This is a genomic window from Staphylococcus sp. HMSC069D12 (assembly GCF_001810405.1).
Taxonomy (GTDB): Bacteria; Bacillota; Bacilli; order Staphylococcales; family Staphylococcaceae; genus Staphylococcus; species Staphylococcus haemolyticus.
On the sequence record NZ_KV801132.1, the window covers coordinates 137,947 to 154,137 of the forward strand.

Consider the following 16,191-nt stretch of genomic DNA (forward strand, 5'->3'; position numbering starts at 1 on the left):
CTGCATTATCAATCGCTGTTTTCGCTTCATCTTTCTTAACAACCGTTGGTTGGACGTGATTGATTGCTTCTACACCATTTGATTTTGCGTTATCTACGCCGGCGTTATTTGTTGATTGGTCTATTGCTTTCTTCGCTTCTGTTACTGCATCATCGACCTTAACTTTTGCCGCTACTTTTTCTTCTTCTGTCGCATTCGGCGTATTATTAATAGCTTCTTTTTTTGCAGTTGCAGCATCGTCAATTGCTTTTCTTGCTGCTGCTTTCTTAACCGTATCAGGAAGAATTCCAGAAATTATTGTAGTGTTGTTGGTTGTTGCTTCATCTACTGCGTTATTTGTAGTTGCAGCATCAATTGCAGCCTTTGCTTGTTTAGCCGCTTCATCAATTTTGGCTAAAGCTACATCTTTCTCTTCTTGAGTAGCCTCATTGTTATTATTTACTAATGCCTTTTGATTTAAGACCGCTATATCAATAGATTGTTTAGCATCTGATTTTTTAACTATTTCTGGTTGAATATTGTTAATTGCACTAATACCATGCGCTTGAAATTCATCAACACCATCATTAGTGGTAGATTGGTCTATGAGTCTGTCAGCTTTTCTAACTTCATCTGTTACCCTTTGAATTGCTGCATCTTTTTCTTCTTGTGTTGCATCACTCAATTGATTAATTAAAGCTTTTTTCGCTTCAGCTGCTTGTTCTATAGCCTTTTTACCATTTGCTTTTTTTGTAACAACCGCATCAATAGTATTAATAATATCTATACCATTAGTTTGCGCTTGATCTACATCATTGTTTGATGTAGCTTGATCAATTAAAGCTTTTGCTTTATTTGCTTCTTCAGTAGCTTTATTCATTGCTACCTCTTTTTCTTCTTGTGTCGCATCATAATGACCGTCAATGTATACTTTACGTTGGGTTAAAGCCGCTTCAATTGCTTGTTTAGCTTCAGCTTTTTTAGTAGCGGTTACATTAATTAAATTGATTTGAGAGATACTGCTTTCTTTTAGTGGAGCGATATCATTACTAATAGTTAATTTATCAATTTCAGCTTTATTCTCGTTATATTTATTTTGTAATTTGGTTAAAGCAGCTTGTTTTTCTTCAGTTGTAGCTTCAGTATTACTATTGATAACACTTTCTCTAGCTTTAGCTGCTTTATCTATATCAAATTTAGCTTTTGCTTTCTCTAAGTTTAATAATAAGTTATTGATTTCTGCTTGGTTCTTTCTATCGGTTAATGGTGTAGCATCTGTTTCATTTTTTACAACCTTTGCACTTGTGAGTGCTGTTTGTAGATTGTTCCATGCTTCTGTAGAATAATTACTTTGATTAACTTGACCAAGTTCAGTTTCAATTTCACTAATTTTACTATTAATGGCATCTTTATACATATTGACAGTTACAGATTGCGTTGGAGCTATTGTACTACCTTGTCTTTGATCACTCTCAGTAATAATAAATTCATTATTACCACCATATCTTAAGTAGTTGTTGTCACCAGGTGTTTGCACAGCAAAGTCTCTTGAACCATTTTTACGGTTCATGTTAATACCTTCAGTTTGATAAATTAGATTCGCATTAAAATCCTTTTTAATTGGAACTGTAGTAGGTATTGATACAGTATAAGAAATATTTCGAGTAGTACCAGTATCTATTGGATTAATATTAAGCGTAAGTTCTCTAGTACCTTCATTAAATGTACCAGTTGCATTCTCAGCTGAGACAAAAGTCACCCCTTCAGGTAATACAACTTTATATTGTGTTTTGTTAGAACTAGAGTGACCTTTGTTCTCAATAGAAACATTTAATTTAGCATTTACAACAGGTGAACTATCAGATGTAGAGTTAGCTTGGTATTCAGTTTGAACTGCACTCACTTTTAAATAAGCACCAGTATTAACAGAAACATCCGCAACTACACCACCACCAAAGTTATTAGGACCTTTAAGTAAACGATGTCCATTATAAGTGTCATGACTGACATTCACTAAAGACTCAAATTGTAATCTAATTCTTGAAATGTTTTCAGGTACATTAAAAACACCTTTAAAAATACCGAAAGCTTGGTTACTTGTTTTAGGCGTACCTTTATACAATAATGTTGATGGATTATTAGCATCATATATATACATGCGTGCACTATTAAACCCAGAAATATTACCTATTGAGGAACCTAAGTAATGAAATTGTAATTCAGAACCAGGTGTAACATCGATATCTTGACATATCGGTCCTACACTATTATCTGGTCTTCCGTAAGATAAATTATCGCTATACTTAGATAATACAGCACCAATTTTATTATTAGTCTTATCGAATGTGATATAAGTGTATGATGGTAAGACTTTTGGTCCCCATACTAATGGTATTTGTGTTTGTTGGCTATTGACTACTTTCCATCCAGGAATCTTACTTGCTTCATCCATTGCAGATTCTGTATTTGCTGTTGGAATTTCAGCTCCGTTAGATGTATCAGTAAAGTTACCGTTAACGACTTGACCTGAGTTTGTTTCATTAATAGCCATTGGGTCTTGTTGTGTTTGAGTATTTGAAGTTACATCATTAGCATCACGTTTCGCTCGTTTGTGAACTGTTGTCGCTTTACTATCCTTATTGGATTTATTATTCTCTAGAATTGGTTGATTTGTATCAACATTATTATCTTTAACTTTTGACTTATCTTTATCTTTGTCAGATATTTCAGTGCTATTTATATTTTCTGCGCTATTTGTAGTTTGAGTTTTATTTGGAACTTCAGTAGTCTCACTAACAGCCTCTCTATTTAAAGTAGTATTATCATCTATCTTAGATTCACTTTTAGATGAATCTTTAATAGCATCTGGTTGATGTTGATTTAAGTTTTCCGTATTTTTTGATTCAGTAATTTTTTGTTGAGCTAATTGACTATGCTCATCTAATTCAGCTGCATGTCCTGTGTGAGTGATAAATGCTAGAGTAGCAATCACTGTTGAGAACGTCCCAACTGTAAATTTACGTATACTGAATTTTTGTTTTTTAAATAGATTCATTAAATATCCTCCTTGTAGTCTGATCTTGATGTCTTTGATTTAATGAATTTGTCAAAATATAGTCTGTACACTATTTGACCACTTACGAAATTATTCTATCACTATTGATTATTGTACGCTAGTGTATATTTAATTATTCTTTTAAAAATATTATAAAATATGATCACAAAAAAAGAGATTGACATATTAGTCAGTGATATGCTCCCTTCAAAGTAGACATTGAAAAAATGAAAAACTTTGAAGAGGGCTTTTTTATGACAAGCCATCCTAAAGTAGATGTAGACTTACTACTATATATGTTTCAAGAATATGAAAAAGGTATTTCATTCCAGTATTTAATCGATACATTAAAAAATAGATATTAATATCAATACTTTATATCCAAAATACAAGTATTATAAAACTCATGGAATTGAAACACTACTTCCAAAAGATCACTACAATCATTATCCCAAGGATTTGAAATTAAAAATTGTAAATGAATGTTTTAATTCAAATCAATCCGCTCAAGATCTCGCCATAAAATACAATATTTGTAGTTCGACACAAGTTAAAAGTTGGATAAAAATGGATACTGAAGGAAAAGAGATTAAAAAACAATCTCCTAAATCTGAGGTGTATATCATGAAAGCAAGACAAACCACATTCGAAGAACGTGTCGCAATTGTTGAATATTACTTAAATCACAAACAATCATATAGAGAAGTTGCAGAACACTTTAATATCACATACGACCATATTTATCAGTGGATCCAAAAATATCAAGCTCATGGAAGTGATGGATTAGTAGATGGCCGTGGCAAAGGCAAACCGCAATCTATATTGACATCAGAAGAGCAAAAAGAAGCAGAAATCAGAGTATTAAAAGAACGTAGTAGATTACTAGAAATGGAAAATAATGTTTTAAAAAAATACAATGAAATAGAAAGGGAGATGATTCGCAAATACAACAAATCACGTCGTACAAAACAAGCGAAACGTTAAAGAATCAATATCCGATTCGACAATTATGTCATGTATTAGGTATTTCTAGGTCAAGTTATTATAAGTGGTGCCATCGTAAACCCACTAAACGAGAAATGGACAATGAACAACTTAAACAAAACATTGAAACCATTTATCATAAGTATAAGGGCATATATGGATATCGCCGTGTTTATATCTATATTAGAAAATATTTAAATAAAAAAGTAAATTACAAACGTGTTTACCGTTTGATGAAAACACTCAAATTAGCTGCAGTAATACGATTTAAGCGCAAACCTTACCGTCGTTCAACACCACAAATTACAGCAGTCAATATACTCAATCGCCAATTTGAAGTTGCATCACCGAATACAACTTGGTTAACAGATGTCACAGAATTTAAAATCAAAGATGGTCGTAAAATTTATCTAAGTGCTATTTATGATCTAGGGACTAAGCGAATTGTTAGCTATGAATTAGAATTATCTAATAATAATATGTTAGTTTTCAGCACATTGGAGAAAGCAGTCCAACAAGTTCAAAATACCAAAGGTATATTGTTTCATAGTGACTGTGGTTTTCAGTATACTTCCAAGTTATTTAAATATAAGTTAGAACAAAACGGTATGTTTCATAGTATGTCTCGTGTTAGTAGATGTATAGATAATGGTCCTATGGTATGGGTTTGGGGGACGATTAAAAGTGAGATTTTCAAAGGCAACAAACGATTTATTTTTAATAATGTTGAAGAGGCTAAGCAACAAATAGAAAAATACATTCATTTCTTTAATACAGAAAGAATTACATTAAAAAATGGCCGATTTTGTCTAAAAACAAAATCAACCATTCATTTTAATTATTTAATTGTCTACTTGACTGGGTGTAGTTCACAGCCTCTTAATGTTAATTAGATGCTATCAATAACTGTACCTTCAGTACCCCACTCATTCATGCCACCTTCAACATTAATAGCATGTACACCTTGATCTTCTAAATATTTTACAACTTTTGCACTACGCATTCCTGCGGCACAAATAATATAATATGTTTCACTTTTATTAAAATGATTTAAGTTGTCAGGAATTTGATCCATAGGAATTGTTTTAGCTCCAGGAATAACTCCCATTGCAGTTTCTTCATCTGTACGAACGTCCACAATATTCACTGGATTAGATTCTAATACTTTTTCTTTTAATTGATCTACTGTAATAGATTCCATTATTAAAACTCCTTATATTATTATTTTGCAACGATGTTAACAAGTTTTTGAGGGACTGCAATTACTTTTTTAATGTCTTTACCCTCAATCGATAGTTTAACATTTTCATCTTGTAATGCTAATGTTTCCATTTCATCTTTAGAAGTATCTTTAGGAATATTTAATTTTGCTCTTACTTTACCGTTCACTTGTACTACAATTTCAACCTCTGAATCTACAAGTAATGATTCATCATATGTTGGCCATGGTTGATAAGTAATAGTGTCTTCATTACCTAAACGGTTCCATAATTCTTCACAAATATGTGGCGCAATTGGTGCCAGCATTTTTACAAAGCCTTCAGCATATGGTTGATAAATCGTTTCTGCTTTATAGCAATCATTAATAAATACCATTAATTGACTTATCGCAGTATTAAAGTTTAATGTGTTGAAGTCTTCTGTAACTTTTTTAACAGTTTGGTTATAAACTTTATCTAATCCATTATCATTATTTTCAACTATTTTATTTGATAATGAACCGTCTTCATTGATGAATAGTCTCCAAACACGGTCTAAGAAACGTCTTGAACCATCAAGACCATTTTCACTCCAGGCAATAGCTGCATCTAATGGTCCCATAAACATTTCATATAATCGCAATGTATCAGCACCGTGTGAATCTACAATATCATCTGGATTAACTACGTTGCCTTTAGACTTACTCATTTTCTCGTTACCTTCACCAAGTATCATACCTTGATTAAATAATTTTTGGAACGGCTCTTTAGTAGGTACTACACCTAAATCGTAAAGAACTTTGTGCCAGAATCTAGCATAAAGTAAGTGAAGTACAGCATGTTCTACCCCACCAATGTATAAATCTACTGGTAACCAGTGTTTTAATTTTTCTGGGTCAGCTAACATATTACTATTATGAGGATCGATATATCTTAAGTAATACCAGCAACTTCCTGCCCACTGAGGCATAGTATTAGTTTCACGACGACCCTTCATGCCTGTCTTTTCATCAACAACATTCACAAACTCATCGATATTAGCTAATGGAGATTCACCTGTACCAGAAGGTTTAATTTCATCAGTTTCTGGTAGTAAAAGTGGTAATTCTTCTTCTGGAACTGTAGTCATAGTACCATCTTCCCAATGAATAACTGGTATTGGTTCACCCCAATAACGTTGTCTGCTGAATAGCCAATCTCTTAATTTATAATTTACTTTTTTCTCTCCAGCACCATTCGTTTCTAGTAATTCAATTGCTTTAGCAATAGCCGCTTCATTATCTAAACCATTAAGTTCTCCTGAGTTAACATGTTGACCTTCACCAGTATATGCCTCTTTTTGCACATTGCCGCCTTCAATGACTTCGATAATAGGTAAATCAAATTTAGTTGCAAACTCGTGATCACGTTCATCATGCGCGGGCACAGCCATGACTGCGCCTGTACCATAGCTAGAAAGTACATAATCCGCAATCCAAATTGGTAATTGCTCACCTGATAATGGATTTATAGCATAAGCACCTGTGAAGACACCTGATTTATCTTTGGCTAAATCTGTTCGTTCAAGGTCAGATTTTTTAGATGCGTCTTCTTGATATTTTTTTACTTCTTCTAATTTATCTTCAGAAGTAATAACATTTACGAGATCATGTTCTGGACTTAATACTAAGAAAGTTGTACCGTAAATTGTATCTGGTCTCGTTGTAAACACATCGATACTAGCATCTTCATTTTCAATTTTAAAAGAAACACGCGCGCCTTCTGAACGTCCAATCCAATTACGTTGCATGTCTTTAATAGATTCTGGCCAGTCAAGTTCATCTAAATCTTCTAATAATCGGTCAGCATATTCTGTAATTTTTAATACCCATTGCTTCATAGGTCGTCTATAAACTGGATGTCCTCCACGTTCAGAAACTCCATCAACAACTTCTTCATTAGATAGAACAGTTCCTAAAGCTGGACACCAGTTGACAGCAACTTCATCTACATAGGCTAAACCTTTATTATACAGTTGGATAAAAATCCATTGTGTCCATTTGTAATATTCAGGGTCAGTAGTATTTACCTCTCTATCCCAATCATAACTGAAACCTAATTCTTGTATTTGACGTTTAAAAGTTTGAATATTTTGCTTTGTAAATCCCCTAGGATCATTACCAGTATCTAATGCATATTGTTCAGCAGGTAATCCAAAGGCATCCCATCCCATTGGATGAAGTACATTATAACCTTGCATACGTTTATATCTAGACACAATATCAGTAGCTGTGTAACCTTCTGGATGCCCTACGTGTAAACCTGCTCCAGATGGATAAGGGAACATATCTAATGCATAAAATTTCTTTTGTCCTAGATTATCACTCGTTTTAAACGTTTTGTTGTCTGCCCAATAATTTTGCCATTTTTTCTCAATTTCCTTGTGATTATATCCCAAATCTTTTTCCTCCTATAAATAAAAAAACACCTCAAACTATTATTTATTAAAGGGACGACTTTTAGCCGCGGTACCACCCTAATTCACAAAAATTGTGCACTTTATAATAGTAAGAGATGTTTATAATTTAATCGAATAACGGTAAGTTCACTTAATTCTTAACACTAGTTCTCACCACCACTAGCTCTCTGATGAAAAGTACTTAAGTTACTACTCCAATACATTTTAATATTATGAGATTCAAGCACTAATTGCAAGTGGTAGTTACTATTTTGTTTAAACTCATGTATAAATAAAATTTCTATCTTGATTGTCGCGATTGTTTTCCTTTTGGCAGCCATTTATCAAAGATTGAAAGGAAAATAATTCCTACAATTAATAAGAACATGATGCCAATGAACATCGCACTCATATTAAAGGTATCAACTAATACCCCACCTATTAGTGGACCAAATGCTTTACCAACAGTTGAAGCTGAATTTACGACACCTTGATATTGACCTTGTTTTCCTTCTGGTGCTAAATAATTAGCTATAGTTGGTACTGCTGGCCAAACAAACATTTCACCAAAAGTTAATATAATCATTCCTATTAAAAATACAGTAAATTGTTCGGCAAAACTAGTTACAAAGAATGAAAGCATAAAAATTAAAATACCAACTAACATTTGATATTTTAAATTACCTTTTAATAAAATAATTGCTGGTCTTATTAACGGTTGAGCAACTAAAATCATAATACCATTCACTGTCCATAATATACTGTATTGCGACATAGAAATATTTAATTCTTGAGTGAATGATGCAATTGTAGTTTCCCATTGAATGTAAGCAATCCAACAAATAGCAAACATTACACACAGTAGTAAGAGTGCAATGAAACGTTTTTTATTCTCTTTACTATGGATATCTAGACTATCAGGTGTTCTGATTTTAGCATGATATTCAAGATTAAATTGAGTTATCGCTACAATTCCAAACAAGACGTACATAATCAAGTTTGCTAAGAAAATATAATTAAAGCTTAATTCCGCAACGAAACCACCCATAGCTGCACCGGTTGCTACACCAATATTTTGAGCTAAGTATATTGCATTGAAAGTCGTTCTCCCCCCGTTAGGCCAAACTGCACCAGCCATTGCATATATCGCGGGAACTATCATTCCGCCACCAAAGCCTAACAATACTAACCAAACAGCATACCATGGCCATCCATGGAAGAAGTTTAAAAGCGTAGTACTGATTAAACATGTAACGGTACCGATCATAATTGTTCGATAACCACCTAATTTATCAAACAATGAACCTCCTAGTAAGTTTCCGACTACCATTCCGAATGAATTAACCATTAGAACAATCGCAGCAATTGTCAGGCTCTTACCAAGCTCTTCTTTCATATAAATTGTGTTTAAAGGCCATAAAAAGCTAGAGCCAGTTATATTTAGCGCCATGCCTATAACTAGCCACCATACTGATCTAGGTATATTCATATTTTTAGTCCCCTCTTTATATTTTTGATGAACTACATTAAACACTATAACATTAAAGTATGTTAAAATCTTTACTTAGAACTAAGTTAGATAGAAAGGAAAATGTGTTATGGGTAACTATTTCCCGTATGCCTTTGAAAATAAACGATATCATACATGGAATTACCATTTAAAAAATAAATTTGGTCAAAAGATTTTTAAAGTAGCACTTGATGGTGGATTTGACTGTCCTAACCGTGATGGCACAGTTGCACATGGTGGATGCACGTTCTGTTCAGCCGCAGGTAGCGGTGACTTTGCTGGTAACAGAGCTGATCCAATTGAAGTTCAATTTCAACAAATTAAAGATAGGATGCATGAAAAATGGAGTGAGGGTAAATATATTGCCTACTTCCAAGCTTTCACGAATACGCATGCACCAGTAGAAGTATTAAAAGAAAAGTATGAGCCTGTCTTAAAAGAAGAAGGTGTTGTAGGTTTATCTATAGCAACCAGACCAGATTGTTTACCTGATGATGTAGTAGAATACTTAGCCGAGTTAAATGAACGTACTTATTTATGGGTAGAATTAGGTTTACAAACTGTACATCAAGAAACCTCAGACTTAATTAACCGTGCTCATGATATGCAAACTTATTATGAAGGCGTTGCTAAATTAAGAAAACAAAACATTAATGTGTGTACTCATATTATTAATGGCTTACCTGGTGAAGACTATCAAATGATGATGGAAACTGCACGTGAAGTAGCTCAAATGGATGTTCAAGGCATTAAAATTCATTTACTTCATTTATTAAAAGGGACACCAATGGTTAAACAATATGAAAAAGGAATGCTTGAGTTTATGTCTCAAGAAGACTATACCAATCTAGTATGCGATCAATTAGAAATTTTACCACCTGAAATGATTATTCATCGAATTACTGGAGATGGTCCTATTGATTTAATGATTGGTCCTATGTGGAGTGTTAATAAATGGGAAGTTTTAAATGAAATTGATGATGAATTAGCACGACGCAACTCCTATCAGGGTAAACATTATACATCTGAGGTAAAGGTTAACTCATGAAATTAGAACGTATTCTCCCCTTCTCAAAAACTTTAATAAAAGACCATATTAAACAAGATAGTATTGTCATTGATGCTACTTGTGGGAATGGTAATGACACGTTGTTTCTTGCACAACAGGTTCCAAATGGTCATGTTTTTGGTTTAGATATACAAGACTCAGCAATTCAGTTAACTTTCGAAAAAGTAAAAGAATTTCATAATGTAACATTAATTCGTGATGGTCATGAAAACATTAAGAACCACATTGACATTAAATTTAAAGGTCAAATAGATGCAGCGATATTTAACCTTGGCTACTTACCTAAGGGTGATAAATCAATTGTTACGAGACCTGAAACTACAATAAAAGCAATTAATAACATTTTTGATTATTTAAGTGTTGAAGGTATTATCGTGTTAGTTATATACCATGGGCATGCTGAAGGACAAATTGAACGAGATGCTTTATTAGATTTCTTAGAACATTTTGATCAAGAGAAAGCTCATATTCTTAAATATCAATTTATGAATCAAGTGAATCACGCGCCATTTATATGTGCGATTGAGAAACGCTAAACCTAACATCATACATCTTCTCTGATATAATTCTAAATAATATATAAAATCCACTCCATAGTTTAATTATGGAGTGGATTGTTTTGTCGAAAAATCTCTCTAAATTATATTCAAAACGATATAAACTAAAACATCAAATCGATTAAATACGCATTAATGAATTTAGACTATTTTCAAGTATTTCATATCGTTTCTTAATAGTAGAAGTAATGAAATTTAGTAGTTCATCTTTAAGTTCTTGCTTCTCTTTATTAAAATGAATAATTACAGTTCGTTCATCATCTAATGGTCTCTCTTTAAATATCCATTCAGATTGAACAAGTTTGTTATATGTACGTGTACGTTTATACGATTTAATATTAACGTAACTATCCATTTCTTTTAACGTCATGGACCCTTTATCCCATAAAGTTAGTAAAATGAGAACCTCTTCTTTGGTCAAATCATAAGTTTCATAAATTACTTTAAAAATCGAATTGATTTCTTTACACACTTCTTCAAGCTGCAAAATCATAGATACATTCTCTCCTGCTTGATTATTCATGTTGCTCCCTCCCTAAATAATTGTACACATCCCGATTAAATAATTATAGAATTAACTATCATTATATATTTACCCAATTATTCTCGTTGTAATTAAACAATTTATAATAACTCCAAAAAATTAACTTACATTAAAACATATGTTAAATTACTTTAAATTTTTATTGGTAATTCAACAAAATATAATTAAAATTAAAAAACATATACTATTTATATTATATTATATTTTTAATTTAATTTAAAAGATGTTAACTTCTGAATATTGAATTACCTTTGTGCATTAATCAATTGCATTACATATAATTGTTTATCAAAAAGGAGCCAGAACAGAATTCTCATCGAATTCTTAGTCCCAGCTCCTCAAGGATAACTAGAAATGAAGAAATATTATAAATTGTTTCTCAATTTGATCAATTACGACGAATTCGCATTGTAGTCATGAAATATTACTTCATCACACACTCTGATTTTTAAACTTCTTCGATTTCTTCTTCATTTACTATAAAACCCATTGTATTCACACTATTATTTAAAAACGTCAACACGTAACGCATCACTTGATCACGTTCAGGTTCATTATGAATTTCATGATAGAAGCCTTCCCATACTTTAAAATAAAATTCACTAGTGTTTAAATTATTTTTAAGTTCATTGAATGAGCGTAATTCCAATAATTTATCTTCAGTTCCATACATTAGTAACGTTGGCATAGATTGTATATCTTTGGAATGTTGAACTGTATCTTTCATTGTTTCCAACACAATGTTATACCACTTGTAGGTTACTTTTCTTAACATTAATCCATCTTGTTTAGTTTCTTCAATAACTTCATCATTTCGCGTTAAATCTTTAGTTTCAATACCTAATTTGAATCGTGCGTCCTTAGAACCTTTACCTACATTTGAAATTAACATATTTTTACGTGTCTTATTATTTCTTTTAAATTCTAACAATGGAGAAAGGAGTAACATACCCTCGATAGGTAATTCTGTTTTTTCAAGTACATTTAATAAAATTAATCCACCTAGTCCAACACCCATGACAAAAGTAGGAATCTTGTATTCATTAGCAATTCTAACCCATTCTATTAGTGTTTCATGATAGATATCAAAATGCTCAATTTGTCCCTTGTTTGCTCTAGAAGTTTGACCTTGACCAGGTAAATCCCCCATTATAACGTGATAGCCATTACGTCTTAACATTGTAATGACGTATGCATATCTGCCAGTGTGTTCTAAAATGTTATGTACTATAACCACGACACCTTTAGCATCGTGTTCAGTTTCCCATTTCCACATATGTATAATTCCTTTCTAACTTATATTTCAATAAATGTATTATATCAGATTATTGGTTTGGACTGGTGTAAATCTTAGAGACAAAGTGATTACAAATTTTAGTTCGATATTGTAATTATACCTTTTTTTACAGTATTCAGATAATTGAAAACGCTTTCTACTATCGCCTATTCATGCTAAACTATTATTAAATTATAAGTTTTATGTAATATGGAGGAATGGGATATGTCACTTTTTAAGAATTTTTTTATTGCATTATCAAATAGCACTTATTTAAATGAAACAGCAAAAAAAGTAGGTCCTAAAATGGGTGCAAATAAAGTTGTGGCTGGTAATACTATCGAGCAATTAATTGACACAATTGAGAGACTCAACGATAAAAATATAGCAGTTACAGTTGATAATCTTGGCGAGTTTGTAGGAACGGTTGAAGAGGCTACTCAAGCTAAGAATGAAATTTTAGAAGTTATGCAAGCTATTAAAGATTATAATGTCGATGCTCATATGTCTGTAAAATTAAGTTCTCTTGGTGGTGAATTTGATACTGAGCTAGCTTATAATAATTTAAGAGAGATTCTACTTAAAGCCAACGAATTTGATAATATGCATATTAATATCGACACTGAAAAATATGACAGTTTACAGCAAATTGTTGAAGTGTTAGATAGACTTAAAGGGGAATTCAGAAACGTTGGAACAGTAATACAAGCTTACCTTTATGATGCAATTGACTTAATTGAAAAATATCCTAATTTGCGCTTAAGATTAGTTAAAGGTGCATATAAAGAAGCTGAACAAATTGCATATCAAACTAAAGAAGAGATTGATGCAAATTACATAAAAATCATTGAGAAACGTCTTTTAAATGCGAAAAACTATACATCAATCGCTACACACGACGATCAAATAATTAACCACGTTAAACAATTTGTTAAATCACATAATATTGATAGAGATCAATTTGAATTCCAAATGTTATACGGATTCCGTAGTGAATTAGCTGAGGATATTTCTCGTCAAGGATACCATTTCACAATTTATGTTCCTTATGGCAATGATTGGTTCGGTTACTTCATGCGTAGATTAGCTGAACGCCCTCAAAACCTTGCTCTTGCATATCAAGAATTTGTTTCAACTAAAACATTGAAAAAAATTGGTCTTTTCACTAGCCTAGGCCTTGGAGTTGCATTTATTATTTCTGGTTTTACAAGATTATTAAAAAGATAAAAAAATAAATCCTCGACACTGCTAGTGCTTTGTCGAGGATTTATTTTTTTAATTAAAATTGTTTTAATAAATTTGCCATTTCAATAGCACTTACTGCTGCTTCAGCACCTTTATTACCCGCTTTAGTTCCAGCTCTTTCAACCGCTTGTTCAATACTTTCAGTGGTTAATACGCCAAATATAACTGGAATATCGCTTACATCATTCGCCTTTGATACTCCTTTAGCAACTTCATTACATACATAATCATAATGAGATGTTGCACCTCTAATTACACAACCTAAAGTGATGACTGCGTCATATTTACCCTTCTGAGCTAGTTTTTTAGAAACTAATGGAATTTCAAATGCACCAGGTACATAAGCAACATCTATATTACTATCTTCCACACCGTGACGTACAAGTGTATCTTTTGCACCATCTAATAAACGGTTCGTTATAAAATCATTAAATCGACTTACAACAATAGCTACTTTTAGATCTGTTCCTACCAATTTACCTTCAAAATTCATCTTTATTCCTCCTAAATTAAATGTCCCATTTTTATTTTTTTAGTATTCATATAATCATGATTATGTTCTGTTTCAGCTACAATAATTGGTGTGCGGTCCGCAACTTTAATACCATACTCAGATAATCCCTCAAATTTTTTAGGATTATTACTTAACAAATTCACTTGTTGTACATTGAAATAATTTAAAATTTGAGCTGCTATATGATAATCCCTCAAATCTTCGTCAAATCCTAAAGCTAGGTTGGCAGTTACTGTATCATGACCTCGTTCAATTAATTCGTATGCTCTTAATTTATTGATTAACCCTATGCCTCTTCCTTCTTGAGGCAAATAAATAATCATGCCACCATGCTCATTAATATATTTCATCGCTGATTCTAGTTGTGCACCACAATCACATCTTTGACTATGGAAAATATCACCTGTTAAACATGCAGAATGAATACGCACATTTTCTGTGGCACGTGGTTCTCCTTTAGCAAGTACAACAATTTCTTCTTTAGTTAATGGTGATTCGAATCCATACATTTCAAAAGTTCCATGATCTGTCGGCATATTAACTTTTGCTTTTAACTCAACACTAGTGTCTTTGTCTTTTTGATAATTAACTAAACTTTCAATAGTAATCATTTTAAGACCATGTTGATGTTTAAACACTTCTAGTTGTTCACCTTTAGCCATTGTCCCATCTTCATTCATGATCTCACATATAACACCTGCTGGAACTGCTTTCGTTAGTTTCGCTAAATCTACAGCTGCTTCTGTATGACCAGTACGTTCCAACACACCGTTTTCTTTAGCTATTAGTGGAAAAAGATGTCCAGGTTTATGGAAATCTTCAGGCCCAGATTCTGGATTAATTAAAGCACGTGCCGTTGCCATTCTATCAAATGCACTTATACCGGTTGATGTTGTAACGTGATCGATACTTACTGTGAAATTAGTTCCAAAACCATCCGTATTATGTTCTACCATAGGCATTAGTTTAAGTTTAAGTGCCAAGTCCTTACTAATTGGTGCACAAATTAGCCCTCTACCTTCTTTAGCCATAAAATTAATAGTATTATCATTCATCCATTGCGTTATAGCTACAAGATCTCCTTCATTTTCACGATCCTCGTCATCCACAACAATAATACTTTCACCACGTTTTAAAGCATTTAATGCATCCATAATATCGTCAAATTCCATCTATAATTACGCCTCCTAAAAGCCAAATGCTCTTAACTTATCTAATGTAAGCTCTGACTCATTTCTACTTATCATTCGTTCAACATATTTAAAAAGAACATCCGTTTCTAAATGAACTTGGTCGCCATTTTGTTTAGAAGATAAAATCGTTGAACGTCTTGTTTCAGGTATTAAATGAATATCAAAACTATCATGTCGTAAATCGAAAATTGTTAAACTCACACCATCCACAGTGATTGAACCCTGTTTGACCATTTGATTAATGATATTTGTAGATGCTTTAATCGAAACTATCCTTGAATTAGGAGTTTCCTTAACTTGTGTTATAACACCTTTGTCATCAACATGACCTAAAACAAAATGACCTCCAAAACGCCCATTTCCTGACATTGCTCTTTCTAAGTTGACTTCATCATTTTTATTGATTTGAGATAGATATGTTTTATCTTCAGTACCTTTTATAACTTGAACAGAAAAATAATTACTTGTGAAGTCAATCACTGTTAAGCAAGCTCCATTCACACTAATAGAGTCACCAATGTTCATGTCTTCTGTGATAGTTTGACAAGCTATATCCAATGTTCTAACCGATTGATGAGTACGAATATTTTTGACAGTACCTATTTCTTCAACAATACCTGTAAACATAA

12 protein-coding genes, 1 pseudogene and 1 other annotated feature are annotated in these 16,191 nt (G+C 32.4%); of the genes and pseudogenes, 4 read left to right on the plus strand and 9 right to left on the minus strand.

What is annotated here, in order from left to right; all coding sequences use genetic code 11:
- Positions 1–3,034: SasC/FmtB family protein (locus tag HMPREF2737_RS11940; protein WP_256277650.1), on the minus strand; the 3,034-nt coding region annotated here is incomplete at its 3' end.
- Between the two features lie 227 nt (positions 3,035–3,261).
- Between HMPREF2737_RS11940 and HMPREF2737_RS11375 the strand changes: the two are divergent.
- Positions 3,262–4,812, plus strand: a pseudogene (locus tag HMPREF2737_RS11375) (IS3 family transposase); the annotation flags it as partial.
- Between the two features lie 95 nt (positions 4,813–4,907).
- On the opposite strand, the gene HMPREF2737_RS10790 reads toward HMPREF2737_RS11375, so the two are convergent.
- The 3 genes from HMPREF2737_RS10790 to HMPREF2737_RS10800 form a co-directional block, all read right to left on the minus strand.
- Positions 4,908–5,219 (minus strand): rhodanese-like domain-containing protein, encoded by a 312-nt coding sequence (locus HMPREF2737_RS10790; protein ID WP_037552296.1) that lies wholly within the window; start codon positions 5,217–5,219, stop codon positions 4,908–4,910.
- Positions 5,220–5,239: 20 nt separating this feature from the next.
- Entirely contained in the window at positions 5,240–7,654 is a 2,415-nt protein-coding gene (gene leuS / locus HMPREF2737_RS10795) for a leucine--tRNA ligase (RefSeq protein ID WP_037552293.1), read from the minus strand.
- Positions 7,655–7,701: 47 nt separating this feature from the next.
- Positions 7,702–7,887 (minus strand) — a binding site (T-box leader).
- A gap of 68 nt (positions 7,888–7,955) precedes the next feature.
- Positions 7,956–9,143, minus strand: coding sequence for an MDR family MFS transporter (locus HMPREF2737_RS10800; protein ID WP_037552289.1), 1,188 nt, complete (start codon positions 9,141–9,143; stop codon positions 7,956–7,958).
- 109 nt (positions 9,144–9,252) lie between these two features.
- Here HMPREF2737_RS10800 and HMPREF2737_RS10805 point away from each other — a divergent pair, with 109 nt between their 5' ends.
- Together HMPREF2737_RS10805 and HMPREF2737_RS10810 are read left to right on the plus strand one after the other, a co-directional pair.
- On the plus strand, positions 9,253–10,212 hold the full coding sequence (locus HMPREF2737_RS10805; RefSeq protein ID WP_037552288.1) for a tRNA modification radical SAM protein MnmL/YtqA: 960 nt from the start codon (positions 9,253–9,255) through the stop codon (positions 10,210–10,212).
- Positions 10,209–10,769 (plus strand): tRNA 5-(aminomethyl)-2-thiouridylate-methyltransferase MnmM, encoded by a 561-nt coding sequence (locus HMPREF2737_RS10810; protein WP_037552284.1) that lies wholly within the window; start codon positions 10,209–10,211, stop codon positions 10,767–10,769. The genes HMPREF2737_RS10805 and HMPREF2737_RS10810 overlap by 4 nt, the downstream gene beginning before the upstream one ends.
- Positions 10,770–10,911: 142 nt before the next feature.
- Here the strand turns inward: HMPREF2737_RS10810 and HMPREF2737_RS10815 are convergent, their stop codons facing one another.
- On the minus strand, positions 10,912–11,313 hold the full coding sequence (locus tag HMPREF2737_RS10815; protein ID WP_037552283.1) for a transcriptional regulator, SarA/Rot family: 402 nt from the start codon (positions 11,311–11,313) through the stop codon (positions 10,912–10,914).
- 469 nt (positions 11,314–11,782) lie between these two features.
- A complete protein-coding gene (locus HMPREF2737_RS10820; RefSeq protein WP_037552281.1) occupies positions 11,783–12,610 on the minus strand; it encodes an alpha/beta fold hydrolase in 828 nt (275 codons plus the stop codon).
- Between the two features lie 225 nt (positions 12,611–12,835).
- On the opposite strand from HMPREF2737_RS10820, the gene HMPREF2737_RS10825 reads away from it, so the two are divergent.
- Entirely contained in the window at positions 12,836–13,837 is a 1,002-nt protein-coding gene (locus tag HMPREF2737_RS10825; RefSeq protein ID WP_037552279.1) for a proline dehydrogenase family protein, read from the plus strand.
- Between the two features lie 52 nt (positions 13,838–13,889).
- On the opposite strand, the gene ribE is transcribed toward HMPREF2737_RS10825, so the two are convergent.
- From ribE to HMPREF2737_RS10840, 3 genes are read right to left on the minus strand one after another with little or no spacing between them, the layout of a single operon-like run.
- Positions 13,890–14,348, minus strand: a complete 459-nt coding sequence (gene ribE, locus HMPREF2737_RS10830; protein WP_037552277.1) for a 6,7-dimethyl-8-ribityllumazine synthase — start codon at positions 14,346–14,348, stop codon at positions 13,890–13,892.
- An 11-nt stretch (positions 14,349–14,359) separates the two neighbouring features.
- Positions 14,360–15,541: a bifunctional 3,4-dihydroxy-2-butanone-4-phosphate synthase/GTP cyclohydrolase II gene (locus HMPREF2737_RS10835; protein WP_037552275.1), complete on the minus strand. Its 1,182-nt coding sequence runs from the start codon at positions 15,539–15,541 to the stop codon at positions 14,360–14,362.
- Between the two features lie 15 nt (positions 15,542–15,556).
- Positions 15,557–16,189 carry a riboflavin synthase gene (locus HMPREF2737_RS10840; protein ID WP_037552272.1) on the minus strand — a complete coding sequence of 211 codons (633 nt, stop codon included), beginning with the start codon at positions 16,187–16,189 and terminating at the stop codon, positions 15,557–15,559.
- Positions 16,190–16,191 lie beyond the last annotated feature (2 nt).

What these genes read in the sequence shown, in the direction of transcription:
- HMPREF2737_RS10790 (WP_037552296.1), bottom strand. Translation starts at nt 5,219, where the DNA reads ATGGAATCTATTACAGTAGATCAATTAAAAGAAAAAGTATTAGAATCT.
- HMPREF2737_RS10800 (WP_037552289.1), bottom strand. Translation starts at nt 9,143, where the DNA reads ATGAATATACCTAGATCAGTATGGTGGCTAGTTATAGGCATGGCGCTA.
- HMPREF2737_RS10825 (WP_037552279.1), top strand. Translation starts at nt 12,836, where the DNA reads ATGTCACTTTTTAAGAATTTTTTTATTGCATTATCAAATAGCACTTAT.
- HMPREF2737_RS10805 (WP_037552288.1), top strand. Translation starts at nt 9,253, where the DNA reads ATGGGTAACTATTTCCCGTATGCCTTTGAAAATAAACGATATCATACA.
- HMPREF2737_RS10815 (WP_037552283.1), bottom strand. Translation starts at nt 11,313, where the DNA reads ATGAATAATCAAGCAGGAGAGAATGTATCTATGATTTTGCAGCTTGAA.
- HMPREF2737_RS10810 (WP_037552284.1), top strand. Translation starts at nt 10,209, where the DNA reads ATGAAATTAGAACGTATTCTCCCCTTCTCAAAAACTTTAATAAAAGAC.
- HMPREF2737_RS10820 (WP_037552281.1), bottom strand. Translation starts at nt 12,610, where the DNA reads ATGTGGAAATGGGAAACTGAACACGATGCTAAAGGTGTCGTGGTTATA.
- HMPREF2737_RS10835 (WP_037552275.1), bottom strand. Translation starts at nt 15,541, where the DNA reads ATGGAATTTGACGATATTATGGATGCATTAAATGCTTTAAAACGTGGT.
- HMPREF2737_RS10840 (WP_037552272.1), bottom strand. Translation starts at nt 16,189, where the DNA reads ATGTTTACAGGTATTGTTGAAGAAATAGGTACTGTCAAAAATATTCGT.
- ribE (WP_037552277.1), bottom strand. Translation starts at nt 14,348, where the DNA reads ATGAATTTTGAAGGTAAATTGGTAGGAACAGATCTAAAAGTAGCTATT.